This window comes from Spirosoma aerophilum (assembly GCF_054782495.1).
The window spans coordinates 22,449-40,374 of sequence record NZ_BAAGSJ010000001.1 but is presented as its reverse complement, the minus strand read 5'-3'; the positions used below and the strand labels follow the sequence as shown (position 1 = coordinate 40,374).

General features: G+C 49.6%; 13 protein-coding genes. 10 read left to right on the top strand and 3 right to left on the bottom strand.

Annotation, left to right across the window (positions count from 1 at the left end):
* The first annotated feature begins 254 nt into the window (after positions 1-254).
* The 3 genes from ACYVK4_RS00170 (at position 255) to ACYVK4_RS00160 (ending at position 4,021) form a co-directional block, all read left to right on the top strand.
* Entirely contained in the window at positions 255-1,946 is a 1,692-nt protein-coding gene (locus ACYVK4_RS00170; RefSeq protein ID WP_461125457.1) for a hypothetical protein, read from the top strand.
* 237 nt (positions 1,947-2,183) lie between these two features.
* Positions 2,184-2,684: a hypothetical protein gene (locus ACYVK4_RS00165; protein WP_461125456.1), complete on the top strand. Its 501-nt coding sequence runs from the start codon at positions 2,184-2,186 to the stop codon at positions 2,682-2,684.
* A gap of 35 nt (positions 2,685-2,719) precedes the next feature.
* Positions 2,720-4,021 (top strand): serine hydrolase domain-containing protein, encoded by a 1,302-nt coding sequence (locus ACYVK4_RS00160; protein WP_461125455.1) that lies wholly within the window; start codon positions 2,720-2,722, stop codon positions 4,019-4,021.
* 235 nt (positions 4,022-4,256) lie between these two features.
* Here ACYVK4_RS00160 and ACYVK4_RS00155 read toward each other — a convergent pair whose 3' ends face one another.
* Entirely contained in the window at positions 4,257-4,775 is a 519-nt protein-coding gene (locus tag ACYVK4_RS00155) for an acyl-CoA thioesterase (protein WP_461125454.1), read from the bottom strand.
* A gap of 206 nt (positions 4,776-4,981) precedes the next feature.
* Between ACYVK4_RS00155 and ACYVK4_RS00150 the strand changes: the two genes are divergently transcribed.
* Entirely contained in the window at positions 4,982-5,842 is an 861-nt protein-coding gene (locus ACYVK4_RS00150; protein ID WP_461125453.1) for a sterol desaturase family protein, read from the top strand.
* A gap of 106 nt (positions 5,843-5,948) precedes the next feature.
* Here the strand turns inward: ACYVK4_RS00150 and ACYVK4_RS00145 are convergent, their stop codons facing one another.
* A complete protein-coding gene (locus ACYVK4_RS00145) occupies positions 5,949-6,410 on the bottom strand; it encodes a hypothetical protein (protein ID WP_461125452.1) in 462 nt (153 codons plus the stop codon).
* A 171-nt stretch (positions 6,411-6,581) separates the two neighbouring features.
* Between ACYVK4_RS00145 and ACYVK4_RS00140 the strand changes: the two genes are divergently transcribed.
* Positions 6,582-7,574, top strand: a complete 993-nt coding sequence (locus ACYVK4_RS00140; RefSeq protein ID WP_461125451.1) for a fasciclin domain-containing protein — start codon at positions 6,582-6,584, stop codon at positions 7,572-7,574.
* A gap of 126 nt (positions 7,575-7,700) precedes the next feature.
* On the opposite strand, the gene ACYVK4_RS00135 is transcribed toward ACYVK4_RS00140, so the two are convergent.
* On the bottom strand, positions 7,701-8,993 hold the full coding sequence (locus ACYVK4_RS00135; RefSeq protein ID WP_461125450.1) for an allantoate amidohydrolase: 1,293 nt from the start codon (positions 8,991-8,993) through the stop codon (positions 7,701-7,703).
* 314 nt (positions 8,994-9,307) lie between these two features.
* Here ACYVK4_RS00135 and polA point away from each other — a divergent pair, with 314 nt between their 5' ends.
* The 5 genes from polA (at position 9,308) to ACYVK4_RS00110 (ending at position 17,848) form a co-directional block, all read left to right on the top strand.
* Complete coding sequence (gene polA / locus ACYVK4_RS00130) at positions 9,308-12,382, top strand: DNA polymerase I (protein ID WP_461125449.1); 3,075 nt, start codon at positions 9,308-9,310, stop codon at positions 12,380-12,382.
* A 223-nt stretch (positions 12,383-12,605) separates the two neighbouring features.
* Positions 12,606-14,348 (top strand): serine hydrolase, encoded by a 1,743-nt coding sequence (locus tag ACYVK4_RS00125; RefSeq protein WP_461125448.1) that lies wholly within the window; start codon positions 12,606-12,608, stop codon positions 14,346-14,348.
* A gap of 362 nt (positions 14,349-14,710) precedes the next feature.
* Positions 14,711-15,910: an MFS transporter gene (locus ACYVK4_RS00120; RefSeq protein ID WP_461125447.1), complete on the top strand. Its 1,200-nt coding sequence runs from the start codon at positions 14,711-14,713 to the stop codon at positions 15,908-15,910.
* Positions 15,911-16,079: 169 nt separating this feature from the next.
* The gene (locus ACYVK4_RS00115) at positions 16,080-17,045 is read left to right on the top strand and encodes an SPFH domain-containing protein (protein ID WP_461125446.1); all 966 of its coding nucleotides are present in this window, start codon (positions 16,080-16,082) and stop codon (positions 17,043-17,045) included.
* A 77-nt stretch (positions 17,046-17,122) separates the two neighbouring features.
* The gene (locus tag ACYVK4_RS00110) at positions 17,123-17,848 is read left to right on the top strand and encodes a universal stress protein (RefSeq protein WP_461125445.1); all 726 of its coding nucleotides are present in this window, start codon (positions 17,123-17,125) and stop codon (positions 17,846-17,848) included.
* Positions 17,849-17,926 lie beyond the last annotated feature (78 nt).

Here is a 17,926-nt window from a genome sequence, read left to right as displayed (position 1 = left end):
TAAGTACAACTATAAGTAACTATTATATAGGGGTTTATTATGCCTTGTAACACATAGCTATAGTGGGTCTATATATCTTTTATGAGTCTTTTTTGAGTCTTTTCTGCCTAAGGCAATCCACGATTAAACAAAAATAATCAATAAACTATAAGTTAAATAAAATAAACATAAGTAAATATAATACTTTTGTTTGATCCATTCGCCCTAGTAGCCATATTGATAGGTAGAATTAATAGTTTACTGTATATCTCATAATGAAAAATACAAGGTTAGTCTATAGTAGTCTTGTCATACCAGCCATATTTTGTGTATTGTTGGCTAGTCGCCATTTGCAAAAAGAGAAAGCTGAAAAGCCAGGTCCTGATATAACGAGAAAGGACTTTGACGAGTCAGTTGTTGGCCTATGTAATCGGACAATGAACGGTATGCGTGTAGAGATTCGCTCATTCCAGCACAAGGATGTGGTGATCGATCAGTCTGGTAATGAGGAGTCGATTAAAAGAGTGTTCTCATCTTTAAGAAAAACGGAGTCCGCTTTCATTACAGTTGAGATTCCGGGTACCTCAGGTAAGAATTGTCTGCAAGAGATTCGTGACGGCGCATATGACGAAAAAATAAAGGGACTGTGCCGCTTTACTACTCAACACAATCAGACTGTTTATCTTCGCCTGAACCCATCTATTGAGGTACCTGTACATAGTTATCCCTGGCAGTATCAATCGCCAACTGTTTTTATAAGCGCTTTTCGGCGCTTCGCCAGTTTGTGTAAAAAAACAAACCCGAAGATTCAGGTTGTTTGGGGAACGGATGGCTATCCTGGTGTAGAAGAATACTGGCCAGGTAATGATGTTGTCGATGTGATTAGTATTTCGATAAATAGTATGTCTGAATTAATAGCAACAGCCTATCCAAAAACGGATAATTCGGTTAAGCTGATTAAACGGAAGATACATCGGATGCGATTTATGGATAAGCCCATTCTTTTTTTAAATGCAAAGGAGATAGAAACCAATGAACGTATTAGGAAGGATATAACATCAGCAGTTAATGAGATCAACGCTGATAGATCAATAATTTACGATACGGCTTCACCCTTCGACCTTTCTGATTCTTTAACGGATAAAAAAAATGTAAAGCCAAGGATTGGCGTCTATGATCCTAAAAATTTACTTCTTACGTTAAAGCCAATCAATGTTGAACATTTATTTGTGGATGTAAAAGATATTGAAAATGGTTATTTCGAAAAAGAATTCAACGCGGTCATGAGTCGTCGTCATGATGCTATACTATCAATAGAGCCCTTTAAAGGGCAGGATTCTACCGTTTTAATAAAAACACTCCGGGGTGATTATGATAAAGAGTTTTCTAAGTTATATAGTATTATTGCGCATGTGCCCCAAACGGTTTATTTACGATTTGCGCATGAAATGGAAATACCGATTCATCGTTACCCCTGGCAAAGTCAGGACCCTGTACTTTATATAAAGGCGTTTCGCTATTTTATGAGCTTTGAGGGATCGCAATCAAAAAACATAAAAAAAGTATGGGGCCCGGCTGGTGATCGGGGGTCGATGGAATGGTGGCCTGGTGGTGATGTTGTCGATTATATCAGTATTGCTATTTATGGATTACCCGACAAAAATATTACAGATCCCAACCAGCAGGAGTCGTTCAGTACTATTTATAAGCGGAAGAGTTATCGCATGCGATTCGCCAATAAACCCATCTTTATTACGGAGTTTGGCGTAAAAGGGGATGAAGATTTTCAGATGAAGTGGTTAAACGAAGCGGCTTACTGTATAAACAGACATCCGGAAATATCGGGTGTCTGTTATTTTAATCTGGCCGATAACCCTAAAGTGTGGGGCAATATTCCCGCGCCTGACTGGAGTGTCAACAGAAAGACGTTTACAACGTTTGCCCGTATGCTAGCCAGCCGGTATTAATGTACCCGCGACCTTTTAAAGCGTTATTTTCTTGTCTGTTTCACCCTACTGTTCTGCCTGGTGTGCTTACTGCTGTTAGCTTTTCTCAATCGTGGCGCGTGCTGCTGCGGCCAAAGTGCTGTAGATATTCAGAACCACACGTAAATTTGTTCTTTTTGTAAAGAATTATACTTCACAAACCCGGCACGGCGTTTGATAGAAAGCGTTTGAACATAACCCACTTTATACAGTATTATTATGGCTATTCACAGTGCCGTTCGATCGTTCCGCAGTACGCTGCTTGCCTTATGCGTTATCGGTTCGCTTACTACAGCCTGCAAAAAATCGGGAGGTGTCGATGATGTTGACCCCCGGGATCAATATATCGGTGTATATGACGGAAGTTATACGTCTACGCTGTACATCAACAGTACCCTGCCAGCCAGTGGGCCCGAAGCGGGTAAGGTCCAGATTACAGTCACGAAGGCACAGACAGCCAATCAAGTCTATATGGAACTGCTGTTTAACAGCACCGCCAAGCAAACGATGACGGCTGAACTTACTGACTCCACCTATTCGGTTATCGACAAACGGACAGAACCCCTTGCTTTTGGTGGAAAAACCTATGAAGCCGCTTATACGGCCCGGGGGCAATTTCTGGCCAAGAGTAAGACCATCACCCTCAATACAACAGCCGAAACCCTCCAGCAAGGCGTAACGCTGACCAAACGGGGGGATATTACGGGGGTGAGGAAATAACTATATTCGCACCGGTTCCTAAAACTTCCGGTTTCATGAAAAATTTCATTCTAACCGGCCTCATGGCCGGTTTTTTTGTGTCGGCACGCGTGCCGACATCCCTTGCCCAAACAGCCGCGGCAGGCTCCGTCCTGAAAGAAGCGGCTGCCGAAACTGTTGGCATGAGTACTGCCCGACTTCAGCGAATGGATGCGGTTATCAACGACTATATTGCCAAGGGTCGACAGGCGGGCGTTGGCGTATTAATTGCCCGAAATGGTCAAATTGTCTACCACAAAGCGTATGGGTTCGACAACACACAAACGAAAGCCCCGCTGAAGCGCGACGCTATATTTCGCATTGCTTCGCAAACAAAAGCCATTGCCAGTGTAGGGCTGATGCTGTTGTTCGAAGAAGGCAAATTCCTGCTCGATGACCCAATCTCCAAATATATTCCGGCCTTCAAAAGCCCGAAGGTGCTGGATAAATTCAACGAAAAAGATTCCTCTTATACCACCGTTCCGGCCAAACGCGAAATTACGATTCGTCAGTTGCTGACGCATACGTCAGGTATCGGCTATCCGATTATTGGTTCGAAAGAAGCGGTGGCCATATACGCCAAGAACAAGATACCCAGCGGCATTGGTACGCCCGGTGGTACACTGGCCGATGCCATGACCCGGCTTGGTACGCTGCCGCTGTTGCACCAGCCCGGCGAAAAATGGACGTATGGTCTAAGCGTCGATGTGGTGGGTTACCTGATTGAGGTTTTATCAGGCCAGTCGCTCGACCAGTTTCTGCGTACACGGCTGTTTGATCCACTGGGTATGAACGACACGTATTTTTATCTGCCAGAAGCTAAAAAGAACCGCCTGGCGACGGTGTACACCGAGGATGCGGAGAAAACTGTAAAGATGATATCATCCCTGAACGGCCTATCGGGCGATTATCCCAAACAGGCCGGCACGTATTTCTCGGGAGGAGCGGGTTTATCGTCGACGATGTACGATTATGCCATCTTCCTGCAAATGATGCTGAATGGCGGGGAGTATGGCGGCAAGCGTCTTCTGAGCCCAACAACGGTTCGGCTGATTACAAGAAATCAGATTGGTGACTTAAACGTGGGTAATAATAAGTTTGGCCTGGGCTTCTCCATCACCTCAGAGCGAAGTGCTGCCCTGCTGCCGGTTTCCGAAGGGTCATTCGACTGGGGCGGCTATTTTGGAACAACTTATTGGGTCGATCCCAAAGAAGGAATTGTTGCGCAGATCTACACCCAGAAAACGCCCAACAGCTTCGGCGATCTGACCGATAAATTCAAGGTGCTGGTGTATCAGTCTATTCTACAGATGAAGTAGTTGGTAAGTTGGTAAGTCGGTAAGTTGGTAAGTCAGTAAGTCGGTAAGTTGGTAAGTTGGTAAGTTGGTAAGTTGGTAAGTCGGTAAGTTGGTAAGTCGGTAAGTCAGTAAGTGGCTGGCGCAAAACCAACACTCGTGCGTCAGCTACTTACTGACTTACTGACTTACTAACTTACCGACTTACCAACTTATCGACTTACCAACTTACTAACTTAGGCAAAGCCGCTTACTGACTTCACCCTACCTTCAAAAACTCCCTCAGCTCCGTGGCGTCCTGGGCGTTCATGCGTCCGGCTAATACCAGGCGTAGCTGGCGCCGACGAAGTGCACTGGCGTAGCGGTCTTTTTCGGCGTCGGTCTCGGGAATAACGGCGGGAACCTCAATGGGTCTGCCGCTTTGATCAACGGCGACAAAGGTGTAGTAGGCACTATTGGTACTTACCCGAATCCCGGCCGGAATATCTTCGGCCCATACTTCAATAAACACCTCCATCGACGAGCTGAACGCCCGTGTTACCTGAGCTTTCATGGTTACGATATTGCCAAGGCGGATGGGTTCGGAAAAAGAAACATTGTCGACGGAGGCCGTCACAACAATACGGTTCGAGTGCTTCTGGGCCGCAATGGCAGCCGCAATATCCATGAAGTGTAAGAGCCGCCCTCCCATCAGGTTGTTAAGGGTATTGGTATCGTTGGGGAGAACCATTTCGGTCATCACCGTTATGGAGTCGCGGGCGTGTTTGGGTTGGGGCATTGGAAGGTGATAAGTTGTCAATGAGTGACCGGGGCAGGGTGTAAAGTTGTTCTGGCCCTCCCTGTATGTTTCGCAAACCAACTACGGAAAAGGCAGACTGACAAATGCAGAAATAAGTTTGGTGAATTTAGGTTGCCCTGTACAATCAATCTATAGGCTTATTTCGTTATATATTTGGTTAATTACCAGTAGTGAAAGGTACGTATATGGAGTCCATCGCTGAGTACTTTGAACATATTCCGTCGTCGCATCGAGCGATGTTTCTGGTTGGCGGCATTGCCATCTTTTGGCTCATTGAAAATGCCGTGCCTTTAGTGAACTTCCCATACCGGAAGGTTCGTCACGCAGGGATCAATATCTTCTTTACATGCACGACCATCATCGTCAATTTCGTGCTGGCCTTTCTCCTGCTAAAAACCAGCGATTGGGCAGTTAGTCATCAGGCTGGACTTTTGCAATGGGTTCATCTACCGCTCTGGGCGGAGGCCATTGCCGGGTTGCTCATACTGGATCTGATTGGAGCCTGGTTTGCGCATTGGATACAGCATAAGGTAACTACGCTCTGGCGGTTCCACCTTATTCATCACTCAGATGTGTACCTGGACACGACCAGCGCCAATCGGCACCACCCTGGCGAAAGCGTCATTCGGTTTGCCTTCACCACCCTGGCGGTGCTCATTGCGGGCGCTCCCATGTGGCTGGTCTTTCTGTATCAGGCCCTATCGGTCATTCTCTCGCAGTTCAATCACGCTAATATCGAATTACCCCGCTGGGCCGACCGGCTGCTCGGTCTGCTTATTGTAACCCCCAACATGCACCATGTGCACCACCATTACGTGCTGCCTGTTACGAATACCAACTACGGTAATATCTTTCCGTACTGGGATCGACTCTTCGGGACGTATCACGAAATGGCCGGTAAAGACATTCAGTACGGCATCGACACCCATCCCGATCCCAATGAGCATTCGCGCATCGGTAACCTGCTGAAAATGCCTTTCCAGAAATACCGTCCGCCCGTAGGGGAGAAGAGGCCTGTAGCCGAAAAAACGCTGACAGACGTTTGAGTAGCTGTTGATTGGTAATCAGATAAATGGTTGACCGGATTCCAATACACTAGTTCTATGTACAACGAATTCGCGCCATTTACCTGATTAGTACACAAGTAGCTGATTACTGGCAGTTCGTTTTCGTAAGTACGTACCGGTAACCTGCTTTGGGGTCTTTCAATACCCATTTACCCTGCTGCTCCACGCGTTCGCCTTCATACCAGGAAATTGTATCGCCCTGCAGGCTGAAGTCGATTGGATAGACCTGCGTTGTACCCTCGCCCGAGCGCTCCCAGTCGGCCCGAATCGTGTTATTGTCAACCGTTCCCTGAAAGTTGCCCCTTGCCCGATCTTTTTCGTACGGGTTATTGTCAAGATACCCGGATACCTGCTGGCCATTCATAACCAGTTGAAGTGTTGTGGTGTCGCGACTCATCACCTGCTGAAAGCAAAGCGTATCAGTGGTAGCTAGAGCGGTTTCTTGTGTGGGCTGTGTTTGGGTTGATTCGGTGGCAGCCTGGTCAGGCTTGCGGCTCTGGCAGGCTGCCATGAGCACAAGTGTAGAGAAAATCAGATAGTTAGACATGAATACTGGTGAGAGTTTTTTTAGAATAACTGCCTGTTTGGTGAATAGTTTAACCACCCGGCCGGATCAATGTAGGTACGATCAGTAACTATTGGTGAACAATACCGTTAGATTGTTGTTTTTTGCAGGATGGACAATCTGGTCCTCTCAAATCCCTATCTCCAATCACACATGTTAACGAATCGACATCCGTTTGCAGGACGGAAATTAACGTTACTTGCGGTCATCCTGACCACCCTGGTATTTTCTTTTTCAGCTTGTAAAAAAGCAGAAGAAACGACGCCAACTCTCATGACCATCGGCGAACTCGTCAATACCGGAAGTAAGTTTACACTGCTCAAAGAAACCCTGGTTCGGGCTGGCCTGGACGGGGCATTGGCTCAACCCGGCACGTATACCGTATTTGCGCCAACGGACGATGCATTTAAAGCATTTGGTTATGTCGATGCCGCAGCTATTAAAGCTGCCCCGGTCGAATTGCTGAAAGTAGTCCTGCAATACCACGTACTTGGTACCCGGGTGGCTGCCGCAGATATTCCCACGGCGGTCAACACGGCACAACAGACACTGGCAGGGTTGCCTGTTTATGTCTCTAAGGTCGCATCGGGAACCGGCACGGCAACGGCTGTTTCAATAAACGGTGCCCGTGTTTTACAAGCCGATGGCGCAGCCAGTAACGGGGTGGTTCACGCCATTGACCGGGTATTGTTACCGCCCGTTTTCGGTAACATTGCTGCCACCATTCAGGGTATCCCGACCTTATTACCTACTGCGTCGTTTAAGCTGCTTCAGGCGGCTGTCACCAAGGCGGGTATTGGTGGTGCGCTGACGGGACCGGGTCCGTTAACGGTCTTTGCCCCGACCGATGCCGCTTTCAAAGCGGTAGGTATCGACTCGCTGGCTATTGCCAACACACCCGTAGCGACATTAACGGCTATCCTTACGTATCATGTGCTCAACAGCCGCACCTATTCGCCAACGATCACCAATGGAGCCAGTCTGTCAACGTTACAGGGGGGAACCATTACGGCGGGTGTTAGCACCACGGCTCTGACCGTTACGGGAAAAGGAAACGGGGGCAAGGCTTCTGCCATTATCGGCCCTGATATTTCGGCGACAAACGGCGTTGTTCATATTATTGACCGACTCTTATTGCCTCAATAAGCGGGCTGTCATTACAGCCAATGTTCTCTACAGTCAAATGCCCTGCCCCGACGGTTCTATAAAACCACTGAGGCAGGGCATTTGACTGTAGCGCATATTGTACATTTAAGAACTTCTTCGCCTGTATCAATTCCGGTCAATGGCCAACAGCGTTTGCAGGAGCACGTTGGCCCCGTTTCCGATATCGACTCCTTTCGAGAACTCTTTGGGCGAATGGCTGATGCCACCCACGCTGGGAATGAAAATCATGCCTACGGGAGCAATCTGCGCGATCTCCTGCGTGTCGTGCCCGGCTCCGCTTTGCATATACCGGTACGAAAAACCAAGGCTTTTGGCGACACTGATTATTTTATCCTGAACCGATTTGGCTGTCAGAGCGGGCGTTACCCCAACCCCGGATTGACTGAATGTAATGGTTGTTTCGGAGTCTTTAGCAATGGTCTGGGCTTTGGCTTCCACTTCGTGAAACAGCTTCCAGATTTTGTCGTACGACAAATCCCGTATTTCGATACCCAACACCACCTTGCCCGGAATGACATTGTATGCGCCCGGTTCTACCGCTATTTTGCCAACAGTGCCAACCTGTCGTCCTTCATGGCTCGTAATGACTTCATTGAGGGCAACAATTAATTTTGACGCGGCTAATAATGCATCGCGCCGGATGTTCATGGGGGTTGTACCCGCATGGTTGGCGGCTCCTTCGATCGTTGCGTCCCAGTGTTCAATACCGACAATTCCTTCGACCACGCCGATCTGCTTATTCTCGGTCATCAGGATACCGCCCTGTTCAATATGAAGTTCGATGAAAGCGGTCAAATCACCTTTCTTGCGAACCATTTTGCTCAGGCTATCGGGGTTGCCGCCAATGGCCCGGATGCCATCGGCCATCGTCATTCCGCTTTGGGTAACTGACTTCAGGGCGACCGGCTTGATCTTGCCAATCATAGCGCCACTGCCAACCGTGCCCCCTTCTTCATTGGAGAAAATGATCAGCTCCAGCGGGTGCTCCGTTACGACCTTGTTTTCGTTGAGCGTCTCAATAAGTTCCAGCCCACTAATGGAACCGACGGGGCCATCGTAATTGCCCCCCTTGGGTACGCTGTCGATGTGCGAGCCAAAGGCAATGGGTTTCAGGGCTGGATTTTTCCCTTTTCGACGGCCAATGATATTCCCTGCATAGTCAATCGAAACGTCGAGCCCCGCATTTTTCATCAGGCCAATGAAGTAAGCCCTGCCTTCCAGATCGGCTTTGCTGTAGCCCACCCGATCTACTCCGCCATTTGGTAAGGCTCCAAATTTCGATAACTCCAGTAGCCGGTTCTGAATGCGTTGCTGGTTGACTTTTAAGGTACCCGTTTGTGCCTGAGCGGTGGCAACGGACGAAAGAATGCCAAGGAAGACAAGTAGTGAGTGTTTCATGGTAGAACAGGTTGTATGAATGTAAAATTAGACCTTTCAAGCAGGCCCGTACCATTGAGGGATGTGAAGGTTTGAAAGTAGAGAGCAAGATGTAAAAATTTGGGTGATAAATGCCCGAAAAATATATGCTGTCTTTGCTCATGAATATACATAGCCAACGCGGGTTAAATCGATTTGCCGGAATCAAACCACCTCTACAACTGTTCTTATTGAGCAGGACTCCAACTACATTTCTTCTCAATTTGTCGGGCCAAAAGCGCGTGATTGTCCGTAAGACTTTCGACCTTTGAGCTATTGACAGCTACCTTTATCGAATGGCCAAACCAACTAAAAAACTGTTTCTGTTAGACGCGCTGGCGCTTATTTACCGCGCTCATTTTGCTTTTAGTAAGTCGCCCCGTATCTCATCGAGAGGCATCAATACATCGGCAGTATTCGGGTTTATGAATGCTATGATCGAAGTGCTGACCAAAGAAAAACCTACTCATATTGGAGTAGCTTTCGATTCGGCGAAAAAGACATTCCGGCATGAATCGTTCCCGATGTATAAGGCCAATCGGCAGTCGCAGCCCGAAGATATCAGCGTGGCCATGCCGTATATCAAGCAGATTGTGGAGGCCATGCACATCCCCATGCTGATTCTGGATGGGTACGAAGCCGACGACATCATTGGCACTATCGCCAAAAAAGCCGCTCTGGCTGATTTTGAAGTGTATATGATGACGCCCGATAAAGATTACGGGCAGTTGGTCGAAGAGCATATTCATATTTACAAGCCCGCGTTCATGGGCAAACCCGCCGAGAAACTGGGCGTAACGGAAGTGCTGGAGCGCTGGCAGATCGAGCGGATCGAGCAAGTAACGGATATGCTCGGGCTAATGGGCGATTCGGTTGATAACATTCCCGGTATTCCGGGCATCGGCGAAAAAACGGCACAGAAACTTATCGCCGACTTCGGGTCGGTTGAAAACCTCATTGCCCGCGCGGATGAACTGAAAGGGAAACTCAAAGAAAACGTTGTCAACTTCGCCCAGCAGGGCCTGATGTCTAAAGAACTGGCCACTATTCATCTGGATGTACCGGTGCCGTTCGATGAAGAGCACCTGCGCCATACCGAGTACGACAAGCCCCGGCTGGCCGCCTTGCTGGACGAACTCGAATTCCGGCAGATGAAGACCCGCCTGCTGGGTGGTAATTACGACGAAAAACCACTGCCAACGGCCTTCCAGACCCCCGGTTCCGCCCAGATGAACCTGTTTGATTCTCCCGGTGGAGATGCTCCGGCCTTTCTGCCTTTCCCAAATATGGGAGCGTCTAATCCCTCGGGGGCGGGTGATCTGCCGTTTGATTTTGGCGCTGAGTCGACACCGGCTTCGGCACCTGCCGAGAAGCCTAAAAGCAAGCGTACTGCCGTGAAAGTACCGGTGGCGTCGGGTGCCGAAGCAACGCCAGCGGGCGTGACGGATACCATCACGACGGACGATAAGCCGGGAGCGGAGGTGAGCGAAACAGACGCCCCTGCTTACCTCGACGTGTATCCCGACTACGAAATTGACGAGAATCAGCCCGAACGACGCAAGACGATACTGTCGGTCAAGCACGACTACCGGCTGGTCGATACCCCCGAGCTTCGAGCCAGTCTGGTGCATTACTTAAGCCAGCAGGAAAGCCTTTGCTTCGATTCGGAAACGACCGCCATCGACCCCGTTGAGGCCGATCTGGTTGGGTTGTCTTTTGCCTATCGCACCGGCGAAGCGTTTTATGTACCCGTTCCCGCCGACCGGGCCGAAGCCCAGGCGATTGTCGATCAGTTCAAACCTGTTTTTGAGAATCCGGCTATCGAGAAGATCGGACAGAACCTGAAATATGACCTGCTGATGCTGAAAAAGTACGGTGTGGAAGTGCAGGGTAAGCTGTTCGATACTATGATTGCCCATTACCTGATTGAGCCCGAAATGCGCCACAACATGGACATGATGGCCATGACCTACCTGAACTATAGCCCCGTCGAGATCGAAGCGTTGATCGGCAAGAAAGGGAAAGGCCAGCTGACCATGCGCGACGTGGACATTCAGAAAGTTGTGGACTATGCGGGTGAAGATGCCGACATTACCCTCCAACTCAAACAAGCTTTTGCCCCCCGTCTTGAAAAGGACAACCTGCACAAACTCTTCGATCAGGTCGAAATGCCGCTTGTGCAAGTGCTCACGGATCTGGAACTGGAAGGTATCAAGATAGACACCAACGCGCTGGCTGAACTCTCGGCTACGCTGGAGGTCGATATGCGGCAGGTGCAGCAGGAAATTTTCGAGATTGCGGGTGAATCGTTCAACATCGGCTCGCCGAAGCAGTTGGGCGAAGTGCTGTTCGATAAACTCAAACTCGACAAGAACGCCAAGAAGACGAAAACCGGTCAGTACGCCACCGGCGAGGAAATCCTGTCGAAACTCGAAGCCGAACACGAAATAGCCCGGAAAATTCTGGATTACCGGGAGCTCATCAAACTTAAGAACACCTACGTCGATGCGCTGCCGCTATTGATCAGCAAGCGTACCGGGCGGATTCATACGTCGTTCAATCAGGCGGTAGCGGCCACCGGTCGATTATCGTCTACAAACCCGAACCTGCAAAATATCCCGATTCGGACACCACGCGGGCAGGAGATTCGGAAAGCGTTTGTGCCGCGCGGGCCGGAGTTCGTAATCATGTCGGCCGACTATTCGCAAATTGAATTGCGGATTATGGCGGCTTTCAGTGGTGATCAGACCATGCTCGAGGCCTTCAATAATGGCGTCGATATTCATACCCAAACGGCCAGCAAGGTATTCCACGTGGGCTTGGACGAGGTGACCAGCGACATGCGCCGGAAGGCCAAAACCATCAACTTCGGTATCATTTATGGTATCTCGTCGTTTGGTCTGGCGCAGCGGCTTAAGATTCCACGGAAGGAAGCGGGGCAGATCATCGAAGAGTATTTCGCAGGATTCCCGGCGGTGAAAGATTACATCGACCAGTGCATCGAAAAAGCGCGCGGCTTTGGCTACGCCGAAACCATTCTGGGTCGTCGGCGGTACCTGCGCGACATCAACTCCCGCAACCAGACCGACCGGATGTTTGCCGAGCGCAACGCTGTAAACGCCCCCATTCAGGGCAGTGCCGCTGACATGCTCAAGATTGCCATGATCCAGATTCACGAGTTCATGCAGGCCGAACGGTTGAAGTCCAAGATGATCCTGACTGTACACGACGAACTCGTCTTCGACGCCCACCGCGACGAAATCGACCTGCTCCGTGTGCGCGTCGATGAGATCATGAAAAACGCCATCCCGATGGGTGTGAAGATGGAAACCGGCATCGGTACGGGCGCGAACTGGCTGTTGGCGCATTAAGAATTATCCGTGCGAGCAGGCTGGCGCGGGTATTCGCCCGTGCCGTCACATACCGGCAAGCACTCGCTCGTCATCGTCTATACCAAAACCCCATCCCGGCTACTTTTCGGGATGGGGTTTTTCTTGCCATTTATCCGGGCTTTCAACCGACAACTCACTTTTCATATGGCTGAGGAATAGAAAATGGTAATCTTGGTGAACGATCAACTTTCCATCTCCTCTTATGAAACATGTAGGTGTACGCCACCGGATCAGCCTGTCGGCGGTCCTTTTTCTGCTCATGGCAGGGGCCGCTTTTGCCCAAACCAAGTCCGCTAAAATTGATGCCCTCGTTCAGCAGTATGTCGCCAACCGGCAGTTCAACGGTGCTGTGCTGGTAGCCGATAAAGGGCAGGTCATCTTTAAAAAAGGCTACGGTATGGCCAATATGGAATGGAATATCCCGAACGCACCCGATACCAAATTCCGCCTGGGGTCCATTACCAAGCAGTTTACGGCCATGCTCGTGATGCAACTGGTCGAGAAAGGGAAGCTGAAGCCAGCCGGTAAAATCACGGATTACCTGCCTAACTACCCGAAAGCTACTGGCGACAAGATCACGATTCATCAGTTGCTAACTCATACCTCGGGTATTCCCAACTATACCAACTTCCCGAAGTTCTTCGAGACGCTTAGTCGTGAGCCCGTTACGCCCGAAGGCTTCATAAAGCAGTTCGCCGATAAGCCGCTGGATTTCGAACCGGGCACCAAATTCTCTTACAGCAATTCGGGCTATTTCCTGCTGGGTGTTATCATCGAAAAAGTAACCGGGAAACCGTATGCCGAGGTGCTGAACGAAAACATCCTTGTTCCGGCGCAAATGGCCAACACCGGCTACGATTTGTTTGGCCCGATTATACCCAAACGGGCAACGGGGTATGAGAAGAAAGGCAATACCTACGTAAACTCGCCCTACCTCGACATGTCGATTCCGTATGCCGCCGGGTCGATGTACTCGACCGTCGAGGACTTGTACCGTTGGGATCAGGTTCTGTACACCGATAAACTGCTATCGGCGAGCGGAAAAGCGACGATGTACACCCCGTTTTTAGATGGGTATGCCTACGGCTGGGGCGTTGGTAAAACGAAGGTTGGCCAGGTAAAAGACAGTCTGTTGCTGATTGAGCATTCCGGGGGTATTAACGGCTTCAACACCATAATCAGCCGCCTGCCAAAAGATAAACAGTTGGTTGTATTGCTGAACAATACCGGCGGGGCACCCCTTGGCGACATTCGCAAAAACATCCTGCGTATTCTATACGATCAGCCGGTGGAGGCACCCAAAAAGCCCATTGCAGATCTGCTCCGCCAATCCGTACTGAGTGACCCGCTGGAAACAACGAAACAAAAGTTTAGTGCCTGGAAGGCCAATAAAGTGTTCGCCGTGAGCGAAAATGAGATCAACGCGCTAGGGTATGAATTGATGCGGGAAGGCAAGGATAAGGAAGCCTTAAGGGTGTTCGACCTGAATGCCGATGCGTTTCCGGAATCGTATAATGTTTACGACAGCCGCGGGGAGCTCTATATGAAAATGGCCAATAAAGCAGCCGCTATCCAGGATTATAAACGGTCGGTAGCGCTCAACCCGCGTAACACCAATGGGTTTTTGATGTTGAAAGAGTTGGGTGAGTCTGTTGAGGTGCCTAAGCAGGAAGGCGTGGTCGTCGATAAAACTACGCTGGAATCTTACGTCGGCAACTACCAGTTAGCACCGGGTTTCGCCATTGTTATCACGCGTGAAGGCGACAAGCTATACGGTCAGGCTACCGGGCAAAACCGGTTTGAACTCTTCCCCGAATCCAAAACCAAATTTTACCTGAAAGTCGTTGACGCCCAGGTAACCTTTTCCAGCAATGACAAAGGAGAAGTAGAGCAGTTGACACTGCACCAGAATGGGCAGAATATGCCGGGTAAGCGTTTGCGCTAATTGTTTGGCAAATTGAATAATTCTAAGGTAACGGCGGGTGACATTCAGTAGGAGTGTTACCCGCCGTTATTTTTTGTTGGCCAGTATAAATAAACTGCTTCCGTTAACCCGGTGGCTCTTCAGTTTTAGATTGAATAATTTAAACGTTTAAACAAGGCGTGCAACCAATGGACGCATCTTATTCCCTTAGATATATACAGTAATTGTACCGACAGGCTAATAAATTAGAACATTTGTAGAATAGGGAACAATTTTGCACTTTTTTTATTTGCGTGATAAGATGAGCTACTCTAGCGAGTGACTTACGGTGAGCTTTCTCTGTTGAAAGAATTCACGAGCTGTCAGTAAATAGTACGCTGCAAATGAAAAAAAGTCTGTTACCACTTGCCATTGGGGGCTTCGGTATCGGTATGACCGAGTTCGTCATCATGGGTATCCTGCCCGATGTGGCCAGTTCCCTCCAAATCTCCATTCCCGTTGCCGGTCACCTGATTTCGTCGTATGCACTGGGCGTCGTGCTAGGTGCTCCGTTACTGGTGGGCATTGCCGGGAATTATCCGCCCAAGAAGATTCTGCTGGGCCTGATGGCTCTGTTTACGTTTTGTAATGCCCTGTCATCGTTTGCGCCAAACTACGAAATCATGATGATTACCCGCTTGTTGTCGGGCTTGCCGCATGGTGCGTTCTTTGGCGTTGGGGCCGTAGTAGCCAGTCGATTAGCGGGAAAAGGGAAAGAAGCTCAGGCTATTTCGATGATGTTTGCCGGGCTTACCGTGGCTAACATTATCGGCGTACCACTAGGCACCTATATCGGTCACACCATGAGCTGGCGCATAACGTTTATCATTATCGCCGTTGTGGGGCTGGCGACTATGTTCTGTATTCAGAAACTGCTGCCGGTGATGCCTGTAGTAGGGGAGTCCAGCCTGCGTAAAGACCTGAAACTCTTCACCCGGGTAGAGCCTTGGCTGATTCTGGGCATTACGGCCATCGGTACGGGCGGTTTATTTGCCTGGTTCAGCTACATAGCCCCCCTGCTGACCGAAGTCGCTCATTTTGGCAGCAGCCAGATCACCTGGATATTGATTCTGGCGGGTCTGGGCATGGCAACCGGCAACCTGATTTCCGGCCGTACCGCCGATTTGATCTCTCCCAGTAAGGCAACTGCCTTGTTTTTGCTGCTGATGACCTGTAGCCTGATCGGCGTGTATTTTGTGGCTCAATACCAAATACCACTGCTGATCATGACATTTATTACCGGTGCCATTGCGTTCTCGTTAGGGGCACCTATCCAGATCCTGATGATACGGGCAGCCAATGGCTCCGAAATGCTGGCTTCGTCGGTTAGTCAGGCGGGTTTTAACATGGGCAACGCGCTGGGTGCTTATTTGGGTGGATTGCCCATTGCCGCCGGTTTGGGCTATGCTTCGCCCGAGTGGGTGGGTGCTGCGCTGGCCTTTGCCGGGTTTATCCTGGCGATGGTCGTCTATTTCCGGCAGAAGGAAAAAGGCGTAGACGAGACCGAAGATGTATCCAGCTACGAGCTGGTGGCCGGTCATTAATAGGAGTGGGTAGAATTAGTGAAGTGGGCGAGCTAAGTTCCGTTCCTTCCCCTAGCAACCACTTCACTAATTTCACAATCTGACCACTCTAACAAAATATTGCTTTCCTTATCAACGGATTCTGTACTTTACACAGAATCCGTTTTTTGTTTCTAACCAAATTAATCACATGAATTTTTTTCTGCTGCTTTTGGGGATAGCGTTTGTCGTTATCTTTCTCTCTGTTGTCATTGTGCAACAGGGTACTGTTGCCGTCATCACCGTTTTTGGCAAGTATGCCCGCGTGCTTCGGCCGGGGCTCAACTTTAAAATTCCATTTATCGAAGTCATCTACCGCCGTATTTCCATTCAAAACCGCTCCGCCGAACTGGCGTTTCAGGCCATCACCGCCGATCAGGCCAACGTTAACTTCAAAGCTATGCTGGTGTATTCGGTCCTGAATCAGGAAGAAGAAACCATCAAAAACGTAGCGTTTAAGTTTATCGACGAAGCGTCGTTCATGCAGGCGTTGATTCGAACCATTGAAGGCTCCATCCGCAGTTTCGTGGCTACCAAACGGCAGTCGGAAATTCTGGCCCTTCGTTCCGAAATTATTGAACACGTAAAATCCCAACTCGATACATTGCTCGAAAGCTGGGGGTATCACCTCACCGACTTACAGCTGAATGACATTGCTTTCGATGAGGTTATTATGCGCTCAATGGCGCAGGTGGTGGCCTCGTCGAACCTGAAAGCGGCTGCCGAAAACGAAGGACAGGCGCTGTTGATTACGAAAACCAAAGCCGCCGAAGCCGAAGGAAATGCCATTCAGATTTCGGCTGAGGCCGAGAAAAAGGCGTCGCAGTTGCGTGGCCAGGGGGTGGCTTTGTTCCGGGAAGAAGTTGCCAAAGGTATGGCCGAGTCAGCCAAAGTGATGACCGAAGCCAAGCTGGATGCTTCGCTGATTTTGTTCTCGATCTGGACCGAAGCAATCAAGCATTTTGCCGAAAACGGGCAGGGTAATGTAATCTTCCTGGATGGTTCAACCGATGGGATGGAGAAAACTATGAAGCAACTGTTGGCCGTTGAAAAGCTCAATAGCGGCATTGAAGCGAGTACCCTGATTACACCCCCATCGACCAAAGGCGGACGCTAAGATCGGGAAATGCGGAAAAATATTGGGAACGTTGGGCGTTTCGTTTGTTCATTCTAACAAACCTGTTTCACGCACACATGACGAACTTACTTTTCCCAACAGATTTTTCGGCCAATAACACAGTTGCTTTAGATTGGGTACGACTTTTTGCCCGTAAAACCGGTGCAACAGTCATTCTGCTGCACGTGTATCAGCCCATGATTCAGGATTCGACATTGCCAACCATTGGCGATCCTGGCATTGGTCTGATGGCTTCGCAGGAAGTTGAAAACATTGGCCGCGAACAAATAAACGAGTTAGCCGCTACACTACAGGCCGAAGGGTTATCGGTCGACGTCGAATGGCGCATTGGTTCGGTTGATGATACGATTCTGGAAGTGGCCAAAGAGCGTTCGGCTGATCTGATCCTGATGGGACGCAGTGAGGTGACTACGTTCTTCGACCGGCTGGCCGGTAGTGCCGTTAGCGACGTCGCCGACGATTCTATTTGCCCGGTGCTGATTATTCCAACGGCCGATGGGCACACGATGCGTCCGGCGCAGGTGCATACCATTGCCTATGCCATGCAGCCTCAAACGACCCAGGCCGAAGTAACCTTTCAGACGGATTCGCTGGTAGATGCTTTCGGAGCCAAGCTCGTTGTTCTGACCGATGATAAACTGGAGGAGGCACACGCTGACTTGATCGTGATGCAACTATCACCAAAAGCCGGTTTTCTGGATAATCTGCTGCATCCGAATCATACAACAGCGCTGGTCGAGAAATCGGATGTGCCGGTGCTGGTGTATCACGATAAGAAGTAAACACTCAAACGGTCTGGTCTGCACAGGCTGGGCCGCCTGCTGTGCTGTCGGGTTCTCAAACCCGACGAGGCAGGTTTG